This is a genomic window from Photobacterium kagoshimensis (genome assembly GCF_050337045.1).
GTDB classification, from domain to species: domain Bacteria; phylum Pseudomonadota; class Gammaproteobacteria; order Enterobacterales; family Vibrionaceae; genus Photobacterium; species Photobacterium kagoshimensis.
The window spans coordinates 18116-33446 of record NZ_JAKJSO010000030.1 but is presented as its reverse complement, the minus strand read 5'-3'; the positions used below and the strand labels follow the sequence as shown (position 1 = coordinate 33446).

31 protein-coding genes are annotated in these 15331 nt (G+C 45.8%); all 31 read left to right on the top strand.

Annotated elements, in window-relative coordinates; translation table 11 throughout:
- A partial coding sequence (locus L4C35_RS22140; RefSeq protein ID WP_489685852.1) for an EF-Tu C-terminal domain-related protein occupies positions 1 to 288 on the top strand: 288 nt, incomplete at its 5' end.
- 223 nt (positions 289 to 511) lie between these two features.
- Positions 512 to 700 (top strand): (2Fe-2S)-binding protein, encoded by a 189-nt coding sequence (locus L4C35_RS22135; RefSeq protein WP_428464900.1) that lies wholly within the window; start codon positions 512 to 514, stop codon positions 698 to 700.
- Positions 701 to 782: 82 nt separating this feature from the next.
- A complete protein-coding gene (gene bfr / locus L4C35_RS22130) occupies positions 783 to 1259 on the top strand; it encodes a bacterioferritin (RefSeq protein ID WP_428464899.1) in 477 nt (158 codons plus the stop codon).
- A 426-nt stretch (positions 1260 to 1685) separates the two neighbouring features.
- Positions 1686 to 1997, top strand: a complete 312-nt coding sequence (rpsJ, locus tag L4C35_RS22125; RefSeq protein WP_002541412.1) for a 30S ribosomal protein S10 — start codon at positions 1686 to 1688, stop codon at positions 1995 to 1997.
- 14 nt (positions 1998 to 2011) lie between these two features.
- Complete coding sequence (rplC, locus tag L4C35_RS22120; RefSeq protein WP_048900841.1) at positions 2012 to 2641, top strand: 50S ribosomal protein L3; 630 nt, start codon at positions 2012 to 2014, stop codon at positions 2639 to 2641.
- Positions 2642 to 2657: 16 nt separating this feature from the next.
- Positions 2658 to 3260 (top strand): 50S ribosomal protein L4, encoded by a 603-nt coding sequence (gene rplD / locus L4C35_RS22115; protein ID WP_048900842.1) that lies wholly within the window; start codon positions 2658 to 2660, stop codon positions 3258 to 3260.
- Entirely contained in the window at positions 3257 to 3559 is a 303-nt protein-coding gene (gene rplW, locus L4C35_RS22110) for a 50S ribosomal protein L23 (protein ID WP_428464898.1), read from the top strand. The genes rplD and rplW overlap by 4 nt, the downstream gene beginning before the upstream one ends.
- Before the next feature lie 18 nt (positions 3560 to 3577).
- Complete coding sequence (rplB, locus tag L4C35_RS22105; protein WP_428464897.1) at positions 3578 to 4402, top strand: 50S ribosomal protein L2; 825 nt, start codon at positions 3578 to 3580, stop codon at positions 4400 to 4402.
- 18 nt (positions 4403 to 4420) lie between these two features.
- Entirely contained in the window at positions 4421 to 4699 is a 279-nt protein-coding gene (gene rpsS, locus L4C35_RS22100) for a 30S ribosomal protein S19 (protein ID WP_005302795.1), read from the top strand.
- A gap of 10 nt (positions 4700 to 4709) precedes the next feature.
- A complete protein-coding gene (gene rplV, locus L4C35_RS22095; protein ID WP_428464896.1) occupies positions 4710 to 5042 on the top strand; it encodes a 50S ribosomal protein L22 in 333 nt (110 codons plus the stop codon).
- Positions 5043 to 5061: 19 nt separating this feature from the next.
- Positions 5062 to 5751 carry a 30S ribosomal protein S3 gene (rpsC, locus tag L4C35_RS22090; protein ID WP_428464895.1) on the top strand — a complete coding sequence of 230 codons (690 nt, stop codon included), beginning with the start codon at positions 5062 to 5064 and terminating at the stop codon, positions 5749 to 5751.
- An 11-nt stretch (positions 5752 to 5762) separates the two neighbouring features.
- On the top strand, positions 5763 to 6173 hold the full coding sequence (gene rplP, locus L4C35_RS22085) for a 50S ribosomal protein L16 (protein WP_048900847.1): 411 nt from the start codon (positions 5763 to 5765) through the stop codon (positions 6171 to 6173).
- Positions 6173 to 6364 (top strand): 50S ribosomal protein L29, encoded by a 192-nt coding sequence (rpmC, locus tag L4C35_RS22080; protein ID WP_048900848.1) that lies wholly within the window; start codon positions 6173 to 6175, stop codon positions 6362 to 6364. The genes rplP and rpmC overlap by 1 nt, the downstream gene beginning before the upstream one ends.
- Entirely contained in the window at positions 6364 to 6615 is a 252-nt protein-coding gene (rpsQ, locus tag L4C35_RS22075) for a 30S ribosomal protein S17 (protein ID WP_428464894.1), read from the top strand. Before rpmC ends, rpsQ begins: the two co-directional genes overlap by 1 nt.
- 163 nt (positions 6616 to 6778) lie before the next feature.
- Complete coding sequence (gene rplN / locus L4C35_RS22070) at positions 6779 to 7150, top strand: 50S ribosomal protein L14 (protein ID WP_048900850.1); 372 nt, start codon at positions 6779 to 6781, stop codon at positions 7148 to 7150.
- A gap of 12 nt (positions 7151 to 7162) precedes the next feature.
- Complete coding sequence (gene rplX, locus L4C35_RS22065; RefSeq protein WP_048900851.1) at positions 7163 to 7474, top strand: 50S ribosomal protein L24; 312 nt, start codon at positions 7163 to 7165, stop codon at positions 7472 to 7474.
- Positions 7475 to 7489: 15 nt separating this feature from the next.
- Positions 7490 to 8029 (top strand): 50S ribosomal protein L5, encoded by a 540-nt coding sequence (rplE, locus tag L4C35_RS22060; RefSeq protein ID WP_048900852.1) that lies wholly within the window; start codon positions 7490 to 7492, stop codon positions 8027 to 8029.
- A 15-nt stretch (positions 8030 to 8044) separates the two neighbouring features.
- Entirely contained in the window at positions 8045 to 8350 is a 306-nt protein-coding gene (gene rpsN / locus L4C35_RS22055; RefSeq protein WP_048900853.1) for a 30S ribosomal protein S14, read from the top strand.
- 36 nt (positions 8351 to 8386) lie between these two features.
- A complete protein-coding gene (gene rpsH, locus L4C35_RS22050) occupies positions 8387 to 8779 on the top strand; it encodes a 30S ribosomal protein S8 (protein WP_048900854.1) in 393 nt (130 codons plus the stop codon).
- A gap of 12 nt (positions 8780 to 8791) precedes the next feature.
- A complete protein-coding gene (gene rplF / locus L4C35_RS22045; RefSeq protein ID WP_428464893.1) occupies positions 8792 to 9325 on the top strand; it encodes a 50S ribosomal protein L6 in 534 nt (177 codons plus the stop codon).
- 9 nt (positions 9326 to 9334) lie between these two features.
- Complete coding sequence (gene rplR, locus L4C35_RS22040; protein ID WP_048900856.1) at positions 9335 to 9688, top strand: 50S ribosomal protein L18; 354 nt, start codon at positions 9335 to 9337, stop codon at positions 9686 to 9688.
- 12 nt (positions 9689 to 9700) lie between these two features.
- Positions 9701 to 10198, top strand: a complete 498-nt coding sequence (gene rpsE / locus L4C35_RS22035; protein ID WP_048900857.1) for a 30S ribosomal protein S5 — start codon at positions 9701 to 9703, stop codon at positions 10196 to 10198.
- A gap of 5 nt (positions 10199 to 10203) precedes the next feature.
- The gene (rpmD, locus tag L4C35_RS22030; protein WP_048900858.1) at positions 10204 to 10383 is read left to right on the top strand and encodes a 50S ribosomal protein L30; all 180 of its coding nucleotides are present in this window, start codon (positions 10204 to 10206) and stop codon (positions 10381 to 10383) included.
- Between the two features lie 5 nt (positions 10384 to 10388).
- Positions 10389 to 10823 carry a 50S ribosomal protein L15 gene (gene rplO / locus L4C35_RS22025; protein WP_048900859.1) on the top strand — a complete coding sequence of 145 codons (435 nt, stop codon included), beginning with the start codon at positions 10389 to 10391 and terminating at the stop codon, positions 10821 to 10823.
- 22 nt (positions 10824 to 10845) lie between these two features.
- Positions 10846 to 12171, top strand: coding sequence for a preprotein translocase subunit SecY (gene secY, locus L4C35_RS22020; protein WP_428464892.1), 1326 nt, complete (start codon positions 10846 to 10848; stop codon positions 12169 to 12171).
- Positions 12172 to 12201: 30 nt separating this feature from the next.
- Positions 12202 to 12315 (top strand): 50S ribosomal protein L36, encoded by a 114-nt coding sequence (rpmJ, locus tag L4C35_RS22015; protein WP_000868186.1) that lies wholly within the window; start codon positions 12202 to 12204, stop codon positions 12313 to 12315.
- Positions 12316 to 12459: 144 nt separating this feature from the next.
- Complete coding sequence (rpsM, locus tag L4C35_RS22010) at positions 12460 to 12816, top strand: 30S ribosomal protein S13 (RefSeq protein WP_094956758.1); 357 nt, start codon at positions 12460 to 12462, stop codon at positions 12814 to 12816.
- Positions 12817 to 12835: 19 nt separating this feature from the next.
- Positions 12836 to 13225 carry a 30S ribosomal protein S11 gene (gene rpsK / locus L4C35_RS22005; RefSeq protein WP_005370963.1) on the top strand — a complete coding sequence of 130 codons (390 nt, stop codon included), beginning with the start codon at positions 12836 to 12838 and terminating at the stop codon, positions 13223 to 13225.
- Positions 13226 to 13257: 32 nt separating this feature from the next.
- Positions 13258 to 13878, top strand: coding sequence for a 30S ribosomal protein S4 (gene rpsD / locus L4C35_RS22000; protein WP_062690064.1), 621 nt, complete (start codon positions 13258 to 13260; stop codon positions 13876 to 13878).
- Between the two features lie 23 nt (positions 13879 to 13901).
- Entirely contained in the window at positions 13902 to 14891 is a 990-nt protein-coding gene (locus L4C35_RS21995) for a DNA-directed RNA polymerase subunit alpha (protein WP_062690062.1), read from the top strand.
- A gap of 33 nt (positions 14892 to 14924) precedes the next feature.
- Positions 14925 to 15308, top strand: coding sequence for a 50S ribosomal protein L17 (rplQ, locus tag L4C35_RS21990; protein WP_428464891.1), 384 nt, complete (start codon positions 14925 to 14927; stop codon positions 15306 to 15308).
- The last annotated feature ends 23 nt before the right edge of the window (positions 15309 to 15331 follow it).

The window sequence follows — 15331 nt, the reverse complement described above, 5'->3', positions numbered from 1 at the left end:
ACTCCACACACTACTTTCACTTCAGAAATCTATGTTCTTTCTAAAGATGAAGGCGGTCGTCACACTCCTTTCTTCAAAGGTTACCGTCCACAGTTCTACTTCCGTACAACTGACGTAACAGGTACTATCGAACTACCTGAAGGCGTAGAAATGGTAATGCCTGGTGATAACATCTCTATGACTGTTACTCTAATCGCACCTATCGCGATGGACGAAGGTCTACGTTTTGCTATCCGTGAAGGTGGCCGTACAGTTGGTGCTGGTGTTGTTGCAACTATCGTTGCTTAATAGCAATTTAGTGCAAAACTAAGTACGCAAAAGGGAGCTTCGGCTCCCTTTTTTAATGCCTGTAATTTTCAATTCTAACTCCCTCTCTTTGCTACTTATTTTAATTTTTATCTAACACGCTTTATTGATAGCTAAATCATCTAATAAATACACCTCCCGCAAGTGGTAATGAAAACTGTTCTTGTTTATATTGCCATTAAGCAACTAATCAGTGAGTGTCCTAATGTACGTGTGTTTATGCCATGCAATATCCGATAAAAAGATCATGAAGTTAACGGTAGAACACCGCCTGACTGATATTCGTGGTATTAGAGAGATCACGCCATTAGGTTCACAGTGCGGTAAGTGCATACGGCAAGCTAAGGTGATTATCGAGCAGACTATTATTAGTCAGTACCAAAAAGCCAGTTAATAACGCCGCTGTTCCCATCGGCCTTTTGACACTCTTCGATTCGGTTCTATCCTTAAATGAACCGACAGAGGAGTGTTACTGCATGAAAGCTGATCCGAAAATTATCCAACACCTCAATAAAATACTGGGTAACGAGCTCGTTGCCATTAATCAGTATTTTCTTCATGCCAGAATGTACAAGGATTGGGGCCTTAAGCATCTTGCTGATAAGGAATACCATGAATCTATCGATGAGATGAACCACGCCGATCATCTGATAGAGCGCATCCTGTTTCTTGAGGGGCTGCCTAATTTACAAGATCTCGGTAAATTAAATATTGGTGAAGACACGCAAGAAATGCTGGAATGCGACTTAGCATTAGAGATGGACGCTATTCCTGATCTGCGTGATGCCATCGCGTATGCAGAAAGCGTGCGAGACTATGTGTCGCGGGATCTATTTCAAGATATTCTTGAAGATGAAGAAGAGCATGTTGATTGGCTGGAAACACAGTTAGGGTTAATTGAAAAAATGGGCATTGCCAATTATAACCAAGCGCAGATTGTAGATGATGATTAGCAAATTCTAGCAAGCGCCTTGAGTCAACTAACCTAAATCGATCAGATTTGGGTTTTATTGTATGGAGAGAGCAGTGGCTCTCTTTATTGCGTTTTAGTGTTGTAACTAAGGCTGAGATCGACCGTTTTTACCGCTGATGATTAATTTTCAAACAAGGGTTGCGTTCCGAAATGTGATCTGTATAATGCTTCCCACTGCCAGAGGTCACCATATCTTGTAGGCGCAGTTGTGAACCAATAAGCGTTGAGGAAGAAGCTGTTTTACAGCTTGAAAATGTATACTCTGACTTATGTTCGCAGTCATTAAATTGGCTGACAATGTATCCGATAGGGATGCTACGTTCACATAAATCAATCGGCATTCCCTCGTCTTGACGAGCGTGAGTGGCGATATTGTTTGTGTAATTTTTATTTGGAGCTCTGTCTCATGCAGAACCAACGTATTCGTATCCGCCTTAAGGCTTTCGATCACCGTTTGATCGATCAGTCAACTGCGGAAATCGTTGAAACAGCTAAGCGTACTGGCGCGCAGGTTAAGGGTCCAATCCCTCTTCCTACTCGTAAAGAGCGTTTCACTGTTCTTATTTCTCCTCACGTTAATAAGGACGCACGTGATCAGTACGAAATCCGTACTCACAAGCGCCTTATCGACATCGTTGAGCCAACAGATAAAACTGTTGATGCTCTTATGCGTCTAGACCTTGCTGCTGGCGTTGATGTTCAGATCAGCCTAGGTTAAGGGGAGATAAGAGAATGATTGGTCTAATCGGTCGTAAAGTGGGCATGACCCGCATCTTTACCGAAGAAGGCGTTTCTATCCCAGTAACAGTGGTTGAAGTTGAAAACAACCGTGTAACTCAAGTTAAATCTCTTGAGTCAGACGGTTACAACGCAATCCAAGTAACTGCTGGTACTAAGAAAGCTAGCCGCGTTAACAAACCAGAAGCTGGTCACTTTGCGAAAGCAGGTGTTGAAGCTGGTCGCGGTCTTTGGGAATTCCGTCTAGATAGTGGTGAAGAGTTTGCAGTTGGCGCTGAGCTAAACGTAGAACTGTTCAACGAAATTAAAAAAGTAGACGTTACTGGTACATCTAAAGGTAAAGGCTTCCAAGGTGCTATTAAGCGCTGGAACTTCTCTACTCAAGATATGACCCATGGTAACTCCTTGTCTCACCGTGCTCCGGGTTCAATTGGCCAATGTCAAACTCCAGGTCGCGTATTTAAAGGCAAGAAAATGGCTGGTCACATGGGTGCTGAGCGTGTAACGACTCAAAACCTAGAGATCGTACGTGTTGACGCTGAGCGCAATCTGCTTCTTATTAAAGGTGCAGTACCAGGTGCTACAGGCGGTAACGTGATCGTAAAACCAGCTGTTAAAGCGTAACGTCGAGGAGTTAGTAATGGAATTGGTAGTCAAAGGCGCAGACGCGCTAACTGTCTCCGAAACTACTTTTGGGCGTGACTTCAATGAAGCGCTTGTACACCAAGTAGTTGTTGCTTTCGCAGCAGGTGCTCGTCAAGGTACACGCGCTCAGAAGACTCGTTCTGACGTTTCTGGTGGTGGTGCTAAACCATGGCGCCAGAAAGGTACAGGTCGCGCTCGAGCTGGTACAATCCGTAGCCCAATCTGGCGCTCGGGTGGTGTAACTTTTGCTGCACGTCCACAGGACCACAGCCAAAAAGTTAACAAAAAAATGTACCGTGGTGCTATGAAGAGCATTCTTTCTGAGCTAGTTCGTCAAGAGCGTCTAATCGTTGTTGATGAGTTTTCTCTAGAAGCACCAAAAACAAAAGCACTAGTTGCTAAGCTTAATGAGCTTGAGCTAACTGATGCACTGATCGTAACTGGCGAGCTAGATGAGAATCTATTCCTTGCAGCACGTAACCTATACAAAGTAGACGTACGTGACGCAGCGGCAATCGACCCAGTTAGCTTGATCGCTTTCGATAAAGTTGTGATGACTGCAGCAGCAGTTAAAGCAGTTGAGGAGATGCTAGCATGATCACTGAAGAGCGTATTTTAAAAGTTCTACGTGCTCCGCACATCTCTGAAAAAGCTACAATGGCAGCTGAAAATGCGAACACTATCGTATTTAAAGTAGCTATTACAGCAACTAAGAGAGAGATCAAAGCAGCAGTTGAAAAACTGTTCGAAGTTGAAGTTAAGTCTGTTAACACTCTTATCACTAAGGGTAAGACCAAACGTCAAGGTATGCGCCAAGGCCGTCGTTCAGACGTGAAGAAAGCGTACGTTATCTTGAAAGAAGGTCAAGACATCGACTTCGCTGGTAGTGCAGAGTAAGACTAGGAGCTAAGAAGAATGGCTATTGTTAAATGTAAGCCGACTTCCCCGGGTCGTCGCCACGTAGTTAAAGTGGTTAACTCTGACCTGCATAAGGGTAAGCCGTACGCACCACTACTAGAGAAAAACTCTAAGTCTGGTGGTCGTAACAATAACGGTCGTATCACAGTACGTCACATCGGTGGTGGTAATAAACAACATTACCGTCTAATCGACTTTAAACGTACTAAAGATGGTATCCCAGCTAAAGTAGAGCGTTTGGAATATGATCCAAACCGTAGCGCAAACATCGCGCTAGTACTTTACGCTGACGGTGAACGCCGTTACATCATCGCGCCTAAAGGCATCCAAGCTGGTGATATGATCCAGTCTGGCGCAGATGCTGCGATCAAAGTTGGTAACACGTTACCAATGCGCAACATCCCAGTAGGTTCAACAGTACACTGTGTTGAACTTAAGCCTGGTAAAGGTGCTCAGCTGGCTCGTTCAGCTGGTGCATACGCTCAGATCATTGCACGTGCAGGCACATATGTGACTCTACGTCTACGTTCTGGTGAAATGCGTAAAGTTCTTGCTGAAGGTCGTGCGACTCTAGGTGAAGTTGGTAACGCAGAACACATGCTACGTGAGCTAGGTAAAGCTGGTGCTTCACGCTGGCGCGGTGTTCGCCCAACTGTACGTGGTGTTGTAATGAACCCAGTGGATCACCCACACGGTGGTGGTGAAGGTCGCACATCAGGCGGTCGTCACCCAGTATCACCTTGGGGTGTTCCAACTAAGGGTTACAAGACTCGTAAGAACAAACGTACCGACAAGTACATCGTACGTCGTCGTAACAAGTAATTATAAAGAGGATACGCCATGCCACGTTCTCTCAAGAAAGGTCCATTTATTGACCTACACTTGCTGAAGAAGGTAGAGAAAGCGTTGGAAAGCGGTGACAAGAAGCCTGTAAAGACTTGGTCCCGTCGCTCAATGATCATTCCACAAATGATCGGTTTGACCATCGCTGTCCATAATGGTCGTCAGCACGTTCCTGTTTTCGTTTCTGAAGAAATGATCGGTCACAAGCTAGGCGAATTTGCACCAACACGTACTTACCGCGGTCACGCTGCGGATAAGAAAGCTAAGAAGCGCTAAGGAGTAAGTAATGGAAGCTATCGCTAAACATCGCTTTGCTCGCATTTCGCCGCAAAAAGCTCGTTTGGTTGCAGATCAACTGCGCGGTAAGCCAGTTGACCAAGCTCTAGAAATCTTGACGTTCAGCAACAAAAAAGCTGCTGACCTAATCAAGAAAGTTCTAGAATCAGCTATCGCTAACGCAGAACACAACGAAGGCGCAGACATTGATGATCTTAATGTTGCTAAAATCTTCGTTGACGAAGGTCCTATCATGAAGCGTATTATGCCTCGTGCTAAAGGCCGTGCCGATCGCATCTTGAAGCGTTCTAGCCACATCACTGTTGTTGTAGCAGACCGCTAAGAGACTAGGAGAGAAAGCAATGGGTCAGAAAGTACATCCTAATGGTATTCGTCTAGGCATTTGTAAGCCTTGGAATACCACTTGGTTTGCTAACAGCCAAGAGTTCGCTGACAACCTAGACGGCGACTTCAAGGTACGTCAGTTTCTTACAAAAGAACTGAAAAAAGCATCTTTATCACGCATCGTTATCGAGCGTCCTGCTAAGAGCATCCGTGTGACTATTCACACTGCTCGTCCAGGCGTAGTAATCGGTAAGAAAGGCGAAGATGTAGAAAAACTACGCGCTGCAGTAGCTAAGATCGCGGGCGTTCCTGCTCAGATCAATATCTCTGAAGTACGTAAGCCAGAGCTAGACGGTCAACTAGTAGCAGACAGCATCGCGTCTCAACTAGAACGTCGTGTTATGTTCCGTCGCGCTATGAAGCGTGCAGTTCAAAACGCTATGCGTCTTGGCGCTAAAGGTATCAAAGTTGAAGTAAGCGGTCGTCTAGGCGGCGCTGAAATCGCACGTACTGAGTGGTACCGTGAAGGCCGTGTGCCTCTACACACTCTTCGTGCTGACATTGATTACGCAACTTCTTCGGCTCACACCCAATACGGTGTAATTGGTATCAAAGTTTGGATCTTCAAAGGTGAAGTTCTAGGCGGCATGCCAGTTGAAGAGCCTAAGGCTGACAAGCCTAAGAAGCAGCGCAAAAGCCGTAAATAAGGAGTTTATTGATGCTGCAACCTAAACGCACTAAATTCCGCAAGACTTTTAAAGGTCGTAACCGCGGTTTAGCGAACGGTACTGACGTAAGCTTCGGTACATTTGGTCTTAAAGCTGTTGGTCGTGGTCGTTTGACTGCTCGCCAAATTGAAGCTGCTCGTCGTGCTATGACTCGTCATATCAAACGTCAAGGCCAGATCTGGATTCGTGTATTCCCAGACAAACCTATTACATCTAAGCCTCTTGAAGTTCGTCAAGGTAAAGGTAAAGGTAGCGTAGAATACTGGGTTGCTCAAATTCAACCAGGTAAAGTTCTATATGAAATGGATGGTGTTTCTGAAGAGCTAGCACGTGAAGCATTTAACCTTGCTGCACGTAAGCTACCAATCAAGACAACATTTGTAACTAAGGCGGTGATGTGATGAACGCACAAGATCTGCGCGCGAAAAGCGTTGAAGAACTTAATGCTGAGCTTGTAGGCCTGCTACGTGAACAGTTCAACTTGCGCATGCAAGCTGCGACTGGTCAACTACAGCAGACTCACACTCTAAAAGCTGTACGTCGCGATATCGCACGTGTTAAAACCGTTCTGACTGAAAAGGCTGGCGCATAATGAGCGAAATTCGTACTCAGCTTGGTCGTGTTGTTAGCGACAAAGGCGATAAGTCTATTGTTGTTGCAATCGAGCGTAAAGTGAAGCACCCGATCTACGGTAAGTACATCACGCGCACGACTAAACTTCACGCACATGACGAAAACAACGAGTGTGGCCTAGGCGATACTGTTGAAGTTCGTGAGTGTCGTCCAATGTCTAAGACTAAGTCTTGGACACTGGTACGCGTAGTTGAAAAAGCTCGCGGTTAAGCGAACTTAGCAACTAATTAAACAAACGGCCCTGAAAAAACTTGGGGTCGTTTATTTTTTGTCTACCCATCGGTCGAAAATGGTGTTATTATTCGCCGCCTTTGAAGAAAAGGCATATCGATCCGAGAGGGTCTAGATGTTTTAAAATAAGCGGAGCACTAACATGATCCAAATGCAAAGTACGCTTGAAGCAGCCGATAACTCCGGCGCTCGTCGCGTAATGTGTATTAAGGTTCTGGGTGGTTCTCACCGTCGCTATGCACATATCGGTGACATCATCAAAGTTACTGTGAAAGAAGCAATTCCTCGCGGTAAAGTTAAGAAAGGTGATGTTCTGAAGGCGGTGGTTGTACGCACCCGTAAAGGCGTTCGTCGTCCAGACGGCTCTGTCATTCGCTTTGACCGTAATGCTTGCGTACTGTTGAACGACACAAGTGAGCAACCAATCGGTACTCGTATTTTTGGCCCTGTGACTCGTGAACTTCGTAATGCGAAATTCATGAAAATTGTGTCACTAGCGCCTGAAGTACTGTAAGGAGCGATCAAAATGGCAGCAAAAATCCGTCGTAACGACGAAATTATCGTTCTTGCTGGTAAAGATAAAGGCAAGAAAGGTAAGGTAACTAAGGTTCTAGCAACCGGTAAAGTTATCGTTGAAGGTATCAACATGGTTAAGAAACACCAGAAGCCTGTACCGGCAATGGGTGTTCAAGGTGGCATCGTAGAGCAAGAAGCTGCGATCGACGCATCAAATGTTGCTATCGTTAACGGTCAAGGTAATGCGGACCGTGTAGGCTTCCGATTTGAAGACGGCAAAAAAGTTCGTTTCTTCAAGTCGACTGGCGAAACTATCAAGTAAGTTTGGAGTAGTACTATGGCGAAACTGCATGATTACTACAAAGAGTCTATTGTAAAAGAGCTTTCTGAAAAGTTCGAATACAAGAGCATCATGCAAGTCCCAAGGATCGAAAAAATCACACTTAACATGGGTGTGGGTGAAGCGATCAACGACAAGAAGCTTTTAGAGAACGCAGCTGCTGACATGACTGCTATTGCAGGTCAGAAGCCGCTAATCACTAAAGCTCGTAAGTCTGTTGCTGGCTTTAAGATCCGTGAGGGCTACCCGATTGGCTGTAAAGTAACCTTACGTGGCGAGCGTATGTGGGACTTTTTCGAGCGTCTAATTTCAATTGCTGTACCTCGTATTCGAGATTTCCGTGGTCTTAACCCGAAATCATTCGATGGTCGTGGTAACTACAGCATGGGCGTTCGCGAGCAGATTATCTTCCCAGAAATCGACTACGACAAAGTAGATCGAGTGCGTGGTCTTGATATTACTATCACGACTACTGCAGCATCTGATGAAGAAGCTCATGCTCTGCTTTCTGCTTTTAACTTCCCATTCCGTAAGTAAAAGTAAGGGTTACTAATGGCTAAAGAATCGATGAAGGCGCGTGAAACTAAACGCGCTAAGCTAGTAGCTAAGTTCGCTGAGAAGCGTTCTGCGCTAAAAGCACTAATTAATGACGTGAACACGTCTGAAGAAGACCGCTGGAATGCAGTTCTTAAGCTTCAGTCACTTCCACGTGATTCTAGTCCTTCTCGTCAGCGTAACCGCTGTAACCAGACTGGACGCCCGCACGGCTACCTACGTAAGTTTGGTCTATGCCGTATCAAGGTTCGCGAAACTTGCATGAAAGGCGAGATTCCGGGTCTACGTAAGGCAAGCTGGTAATTTAGTTACCAATTTAGAATCACGGAGTATTGACTTATGAGCATGCAAGATCCGATTTCGGATATGCTGACCCGCATTCGTAACGGTCAGGCAGCGCAAAAAGTTGCTGTTAAAATGCCATCTTCTAAGCAGAAAGTTGCAATTGCTGCACTTCTAAAAGAAGAAGGTTTCGTGGCTGACTACATCGTTACTGGTGAAGTTAAGCCTGAGCTAGAAGTTACACTTAAGTACTTCGAAGCTAACCCAGTTATCGAGCAAATCCAACGTGTATCACGTCCTGGTCTACGCATCTACAAGAAAAAAGATGCTCTACCATCAGTGATGGGTGGCCTTGGTATTGCTGTTATTTCCACTTCCAAGGGTCTTATGACCGACCGCGCTGCACGCAAAGCGGGTCTTGGCGGTGAGATTATCTGCTACGTAGCTTAATAGGAGTAGGACATGTCTCGTGTTGCAAAAGCACCTGTAGTAATTCCTGCTGGCGTAGAAGTTAAACTTAACGGTCAGGAAGTTACTGTTAAAGGCGGTAAAGGCGAACTAGTTCGCGTTATCAACGAAGCAGTAGTTTTAACCCAGGAAGAGAACACCATCACTTTCGGTCCTCGTGAAGGTATCGATAAGGCTTGGGCACAAGCAGGTACTGCTCGTGCACTAGTTAATAACATGGTTGTTGGTGTTACCGAAGGTTTCACTAAGAAGCTGATTCTTAAAGGTGTAGGTTACCGTGCTGCTATCAAAGGCAACGCTGTAGGTCTAACCCTTGGCTTCTCTCACCCAGTTGAGCACGAATTACCGGAAGGTATCAAGGCTGAATGTCCAACACAAACTGAAATCGTACTTACAGGTACTGATAAGCAGTTAGTTGGTCAAGTAGCTGCAGATATTCGCGCTTACCGTAGCCCTGAACCTTACAAAGGTAAAGGTGTTCGTTACGCAGATGAAAATGTGCGTACTAAAGAAGCTAAGAAGAAGTAAGGTAACACTATGGATAAGAAAGCATCTCGTATCCGTCGTGCGACCCGTGCACGTCGTAAGATTGCTGAACTGGGCGTTACACGCCTAGTTGTACACCGCACTCCACGTCACGTGTACGCTCAGGTTATCGCACCTAATGGCTCCGAGGTTATCGCTGCCGCTTCTACCGTAGAAAAAGCGATCCGTGAGCAAGTTAAGAGTACTGGTAACAAGGACGCTGCTACAGCTGTAGGTAAAGCTATTGCTGAGCGCGCGATTGAAAAAGGCATCTCTAACGTTGCATTCGATCGTTCTGGTTTCCAATACCACGGCCGTGTAGCTGCACTAGCAGAAGCTGCTCGTGAAGCTGGTCTGAAATTCTAAGGTAGGCGGAAGATGGCTAACGAAAAAACACAATCAGATTTGCATGAAAAGCTGATCGCTGTTAACCGTGTTTCAAAAACGGTTAAAGGTGGTCGTATTTTCAGCTTTACTGCACTAACAGTAGTTGGTGACGGTAACGGTCGCATCGGTTTTGGTTACGGCAAGGCACGTGAAGTTCCTGCTGCAATCCAGAAAGCGATGGAAAAAGCACGTCGTAACATGGTTACAGTTGCACTAAACGACGGTACTCTACACCACGCTGTTAAAGGTCGCCACACTGGTTCTAAAGTGTACATGCAACCTGCATCAGAAGGTACTGGTATCATCGCCGGTGGTGCAATGCGTGCAGTTCTAGAGGTTGCGGGTATCCGTAACGTACTAGCAAAAGCATACGGTTCTACTAACCCAATCAACGTTGTTCGCGCAACAATTGATGGTCTAAGTGGAATGAACTCTCCAGAAATGATCGCCGCTAAGCGTGGTCTTTCTGTTAAAGAAATTCTGGAGTAATCGACATGGCTAAGACAATTAAAGTAACACAGACAAAGAGCTCTATCGGTCGTTTACCGAAGCATAAAGCATCTTTGCGTGGCTTAGGCCTTCGTCGTATCAACCACACTGTTGAACTTGAAGATACTGCTTGCGTACGCGGCATGATCGCTAAAGTTTACTACATGGTTAAAGTTGAGGAGTAATCAGAATGCGTTTGAATACTCTATCACCGGCTGCGGGTTCTAAGCCTTCTGCGAAGCGCGTAGGTCGTGGTATCGGTTCAGGTCTGGGCAAAACTGGTGGCCGTGGTCACAAAGGTCAGAAATCACGTTCAGGTGGTTCTGTACGTCCAGGCTTCGAAGGCGGTCAAATGCCTTTGAAACAGCGTCTACCAAAATTCGGTTTTACATCTCGTAAGAGCTTGGTAACAGCTGAAGTTCGTCTAGCTGAGCTAGCGAAAGTTGAAGGTGACGTAGTTGATCTAAACAGCCTAAAAGCTGCGAACGTAATCACTAAGAACATCGAGTTCGTTAAAGTTGTTCTTTCTGGTGAAATCGCACGCTCTGTGACTGTTAAAGGTCTTCGCGTGACTAAAGGCGCAAAAGCTGCAATCGAAGCTGCAGGCGGTAAAATCGAGGAATAATTAACTCGAGGATGAGGTACAGATGGCTAAACAACCAGGACAAGATTTTCGTAGCGCACAAGGTGGCCTAGCAGAGCTTAAGACTCGCCTATTATTCGTAATAGGAGCTATCTTAATTTTCCGAGCTGGCTCTTTTGTGCCTATTCCTGGTATTGACGCTGCTGTACTTGCCGATCTGTTCGAACAGCAAAAGGGTACCATCATTGAACTGTTTAACATGTTCTCTGGTGGTGCACTTGAGCGTGCATCAATCTTAGCGCTGGGCATCATGCCGTATATTTCGGCATCGATCATTGTTCAGTTGTTAACGGTTGTTCACCCGGCGTTAGCCGAGTTGAAAAAGGAAGGAGAGTCTGGTCGTCGTAAGATTAGCCAGTACACTCGTTACGGCACGCTTGTTTTGGCAACCTTCCAAGCAATTGGTATTGCGACGGGGTTACCAAGTATGATTCCAGGCCTAGTGGTTAACCCTGGGCTTGGTTTCTACTTTGTTGCGGTTGTTAGTTTGGTTACCGGCACCATGTTCTTAATGTGGTTAGGTGAACAGGTTACAGAACGCGGCATTGGTAACGGCATATCTTTGATTATTTTCACTGGTATCGTTGCTGGTTTGCCACCGGCTATTGGACAGACCGTAGAGCAAGCACGTCAAGGTGAATTGCACGTACTTCTTCTACTGTTAATTGCAGTTATTTCTTTCGCTGTAATTTACTTTGTAGTGTTCATGGAACGTGGTCAACGTCGTATCGTCGTTAACTACGCCAAGCGTCAACAAGGCCGTCGTGTCTTTGCAGCGCAGAGCACTCACTTGCCGTTGAAAATCAACATGGCAGGTGTTATTCCAGCGATTTTTGCATCAAGCATCATTTTGTTCCCAGGCACACTGGCACAGTGGTTTGGTCAAAATGAAAGCCTAGGTTGGCTAAGTGAGATTTCACTGGCGTTAAGCCCAGGTCAGCCGCTTTATGTAATGCTTTATGCTGCTGCGATTATTTTCTTCTGTTTCTTCTATACCGCGTTGGTGTTTAACCCTCGCGAGACAGCTGATAACTTGAAGAAGTCTGGTGCGTTCGTACCTGGTATTCGCCCGGGTGAGCAGACTGCGAAATATATCGATAAAGTGATGACACGTTTAACCCTAGCGGGTGCAATGTACATTACCTTTATATGTCTGATCCCCGAGTTCATGATGATTGCATGGAACGTACGCTTCTATTTTGGCGGTACGTCGCTACTAATCGTAGTTGTAGTAATCATGGACTTCATGGCTCAAGTTCAGACACTTTTGATGTCTCAACAATATGAGTCTGTTTTGAAAAAGGCTAATCTTAAGGGCTCAAGCCGTTAAGACTGGTTATTCCATTTACGGAGTTTAGCAATGAAAGTTCGTGCTTCCGTTAAGAAAATCTGCCGTAACTGTAAAGTTATCAAGCGCAACGGTGTTGTGCGTGTAATTTGCAGCGAGCCAAAGCATAAACAACGCCAAGGCTAATTAGCAGAAATATTTCTTGCAAATTGAAGATAGGTTGGCTAAATTAGCCAACCATCTTTTGTGTGTGCAAAAGAATTGTACCACCGCTGCGTATCCTACACGGGCTTTGCAGCGGTTATTCTTGAAAAGTACTAGGAGTGAATAGTGGCCCGTATTGCAGGCATTAACATTCCTGATCATAAACATTCTGTAATCGCTTTAACAGCGATCTACGGTATCGGTAAAACCCGTTCTCAAGCTATTCTAGCTGAAGTGGGTATTGCTGAAGATGTTAAGATCAGTGAACTGAATGAAGAGCAGATCGATCAACTGCGTGATGGTGTAGCTAAGTACACTGTAGAAGGTGATCTACGTCGTGAAGTTTCCATGAACATCAAGCGTCTTATGGACCTTGGCTGTTACCGTGGTCTTCGTCATCGTCGCAGTCTACCACTACGTGGACAGCGTACTAAAACCAACGCTCGCACCCGTAAGGGTCCGCGCAAGCCGATCAAAAAATAATCGGATAAGGTAGAGTACAATGGCAAAACAACCAACTCGCGCGCGTAAGCGCGTACGTAAGCAAGTAGCTGATGGCGTTGCGCACATTCATGCTTCTTTCAACAACACAATCGTAACCATTACTGACCGTCAAGGTAATGCTCTTTCATGGGCAACTGCAGGTGGTTCTGGTTTCCGTGGTTCTCGTAAATCTACTCCGTTCGCTGCACAGGTTGCTGCTGAGCGTTGTGGTGAAATGGCCAAAGAATATGGCGTTAAGAACCTGGAAGTTATGGTTAAGGGCCCTGGTCCTGGTCGTGAGTCAACAATCCGCGCTCTAAACGCAGCGGGTTTCCGTATCACTAACATTGTTGATGCAACTCCGATCCCTCATAACGGTTGTCGTCCACCTAAGAAACGTCGCGTATAACGTTTCGTTTTTAGGAAAACTGGAGAAAGAACATGGCAAGATATTTGGGTCCTAAGCTGAAGCTTAGCCGTCGCGAAGGTACTGACTTATTCCTTAAGTCTGGTGTACGCGCGATTGATACCAAGTGTAAGATTGATAACGCGCCGGGCCAGCATGGTGCTCGTCGTGGTCGTCTATCTGATTACGGCGTTCAGCTTCGTGAGAAGCAGAAAGTTCGTCGTACATATGGCGTACTAGAAAAACAATTCCGTAACTACTACCAAGAAGCTGCTCGCATTAAGGGCAACACAGGTGAAAACCTGCTTCAACTTCTTGAAGGTCGTCTAGATAACGTAGTTTACCGCATGGGCTTTGGTGCAACTCGCGCTGAATCTCGCCAGCTGGTAAGCCACAAAGCGATCCTAGTAAACGGTCAAGTCGTAAACGTTCCTTCTTTCAAGGTAGCGGCTAACGACGTTGTTAGCATTCGTGAGAAAGCTAAGAACCAAGCACGCATTAAAGCAGCTCTAGAAGTTGCTACACAGCGTGAACTACCGACTTGGGTCGAAGTAGACAACAGCAAAATGGAAGGTACGTTCAAGCGTCTTCCAGAACGTTCTGATTTGTCTGCCGACATCAATGAACACCTGATCGTCGAGCTTTACTCTAAGTAAGGCTATAGTTAAGAGAGGACACAATGCAGGGTTCTGTAACAGAATTTCTTAAGCCACGTCTTGTTGATATCGAACAAGTTAACACGACGCATGCAAAAGTAACTCTAGAGCCACTAGAGCGTGGCTTTGGCCACACTTTAGGTAACGCTCTTCGTCGTATTTTACTTTCTTCTATGCCGGGTTGTGCCGTTACTGAAGTTGAGATCGACGGTGTGTTACACGAGTACAGCACCAAAGAGGGAGTACAGGAAGATGTTCTTGAAATCCTTCTAAACCTTAAAGGTCTAGCCGTTAAGGTTGAGGGTAAAGACGAAGTTATCCTTACTCTGAACAAATCTGGTGCAGGCCCTGTTGTTGCAGGTGACATCACCCACGACGGTGATGTTGAGATTGCGAACTCAGAACACGTAATCTGCCACCTAACTGATGACAATGCTGATATCAGCATGCGCATCAAGGTAGAGCGTGGTCGCGGCTATGTACCAGCATCTGCTCGTATTCACACTGAAGAAGATGAGCGTCCAATTGGTCGTCTGTTAGTTGATTCAACTTTCAGCCCAGTTGACCGTATCGCTTACTCTGTAGAGGCAGCTCGCGTTGAACAACGTACTGACCTAGACAAATTAGTAATCGATATGGAGACAAACGGTACGCTTGATCCAGAGGAAGCTATCCGTCGCGCAGCAACTATTCTTGCTGAGCAACTGGATGCATTCGTAGATCTACGTGATGTACGAGTTCCTGAAGAGAAAGAAGAAAAGCCAGAGTTCGATCCGATCCTACTGCGTCCTGTAGACGATCTTGAACTAACTGTTCGCTCTGCTAACTGTTTGAAAGCAGAAGCGATCCATTACATCGGTGATCTTGTTCAGCGCACTGAGGTTGAGCTACTTAAAACGCCAAACCTTGGTAAGAAGTCTTTAACAGAAATTAAAGACGTGCTGGCATCTCGTGGTCTGTCTCTAGGCATGCGCTTAGAAAACTGGCCGCCAGCATCAATCGCTGAAGATTAATAGTTACTGATATCTAGTTAGAAGGATTAGGTCATGCGCCATCGTAAGAGTGGTCGTCAACTCAACCGCAACAGCAGTCATCGTAAAGCGATGTTCAGCAACATGGCTAGCTCTCTGGTACGTCACGAACTTATCAAGACTACCTTGCCTAAGGCAAAAGAGCTACGTCGCGTAATTGAGCCGTTGATTACCCTAGCTAAGACAGACAGTGTTGCTAACCGTCGTCTTGCATTCGCTCGTACTCGTGATAACGAAGTAGTTGCGAAACTATTTAACGAATTAGGTCCACGTTTCGCTCAACGCCCAGGCGGTTACACTCGCATTCTTAAATGCGGTTTCCGTGCTGGCGATAAAGCCCCAATGGCTTACATTGAGCTTGTAGATCGTCCTGCAAAGGAAGAAGCTGCTGCTGAATAAGCACTAGCGCGTTAAATTAAAAA

Bases quoted from the DNA above. Each gene is read 5' to 3' on its own strand.
- rplV (WP_428464896.1), top strand. From the start codon at position 4,710: ATGGAAGCTATCGCTAAACATCGCTTTGCTCGCATTTCGCCGCAAAAA.
- rpmC (WP_048900848.1), top strand. From the start codon at position 6,173: ATGAACGCACAAGATCTGCGCGCGAAAAGCGTTGAAGAACTTAATGCT.
- rpsC (WP_428464895.1), top strand. From the start codon at position 5,062: ATGGGTCAGAAAGTACATCCTAATGGTATTCGTCTAGGCATTTGTAAG.
- rplW (WP_428464898.1), top strand. From the start codon at position 3,257: ATGATCACTGAAGAGCGTATTTTAAAAGTTCTACGTGCTCCGCACATC.
- rplP (WP_048900847.1), top strand. From the start codon at position 5,763: ATGCTGCAACCTAAACGCACTAAATTCCGCAAGACTTTTAAAGGTCGT.
- rpmJ (WP_000868186.1), top strand. From the start codon at position 12,202: ATGAAAGTTCGTGCTTCCGTTAAGAAAATCTGCCGTAACTGTAAAGTT.
- L4C35_RS21995 (WP_062690062.1), top strand. From the start codon at position 13,902: ATGCAGGGTTCTGTAACAGAATTTCTTAAGCCACGTCTTGTTGATATC.
- rplF (WP_428464893.1), top strand. From the start codon at position 8,792: ATGTCTCGTGTTGCAAAAGCACCTGTAGTAATTCCTGCTGGCGTAGAA.
- L4C35_RS22135 (WP_428464900.1), top strand. From the start codon at position 512: ATGTACGTGTGTTTATGCCATGCAATATCCGATAAAAAGATCATGAAG.
- rplC (WP_048900841.1), top strand. From the start codon at position 2,012: ATGATTGGTCTAATCGGTCGTAAAGTGGGCATGACCCGCATCTTTACC.
- bfr (WP_428464899.1), top strand. From the start codon at position 783: ATGAAAGCTGATCCGAAAATTATCCAACACCTCAATAAAATACTGGGT.
- rpmD (WP_048900858.1), top strand. From the start codon at position 10,204: ATGGCTAAGACAATTAAAGTAACACAGACAAAGAGCTCTATCGGTCGT.
- rpsE (WP_048900857.1), top strand. From the start codon at position 9,701: ATGGCTAACGAAAAAACACAATCAGATTTGCATGAAAAGCTGATCGCT.
- rplX (WP_048900851.1), top strand. From the start codon at position 7,163: ATGGCAGCAAAAATCCGTCGTAACGACGAAATTATCGTTCTTGCTGGT.
- rpsD (WP_062690064.1), top strand. From the start codon at position 13,258: ATGGCAAGATATTTGGGTCCTAAGCTGAAGCTTAGCCGTCGCGAAGGT.
- rpsJ (WP_002541412.1), top strand. From the start codon at position 1,686: ATGCAGAACCAACGTATTCGTATCCGCCTTAAGGCTTTCGATCACCGT.
- rpsQ (WP_428464894.1), top strand. From the start codon at position 6,364: ATGAGCGAAATTCGTACTCAGCTTGGTCGTGTTGTTAGCGACAAAGGC.
- rpsK (WP_005370963.1), top strand. From the start codon at position 12,836: ATGGCAAAACAACCAACTCGCGCGCGTAAGCGCGTACGTAAGCAAGTA.
- rplN (WP_048900850.1), top strand. From the start codon at position 6,779: ATGATCCAAATGCAAAGTACGCTTGAAGCAGCCGATAACTCCGGCGCT.
- rplR (WP_048900856.1), top strand. From the start codon at position 9,335: ATGGATAAGAAAGCATCTCGTATCCGTCGTGCGACCCGTGCACGTCGT.
- secY (WP_428464892.1), top strand. From the start codon at position 10,846: ATGGCTAAACAACCAGGACAAGATTTTCGTAGCGCACAAGGTGGCCTA.
- rpsS (WP_005302795.1), top strand. From the start codon at position 4,421: ATGCCACGTTCTCTCAAGAAAGGTCCATTTATTGACCTACACTTGCTG.
- rplD (WP_048900842.1), top strand. From the start codon at position 2,658: ATGGAATTGGTAGTCAAAGGCGCAGACGCGCTAACTGTCTCCGAAACT.
- rplB (WP_428464897.1), top strand. From the start codon at position 3,578: ATGGCTATTGTTAAATGTAAGCCGACTTCCCCGGGTCGTCGCCACGTA.
- rpsH (WP_048900854.1), top strand. From the start codon at position 8,387: ATGAGCATGCAAGATCCGATTTCGGATATGCTGACCCGCATTCGTAAC.
- rplE (WP_048900852.1), top strand. From the start codon at position 7,490: ATGGCGAAACTGCATGATTACTACAAAGAGTCTATTGTAAAAGAGCTT.
- rplQ (WP_428464891.1), top strand. From the start codon at position 14,925: ATGCGCCATCGTAAGAGTGGTCGTCAACTCAACCGCAACAGCAGTCAT.
- rplO (WP_048900859.1), top strand. From the start codon at position 10,389: ATGCGTTTGAATACTCTATCACCGGCTGCGGGTTCTAAGCCTTCTGCG.
- rpsN (WP_048900853.1), top strand. From the start codon at position 8,045: ATGGCTAAAGAATCGATGAAGGCGCGTGAAACTAAACGCGCTAAGCTA.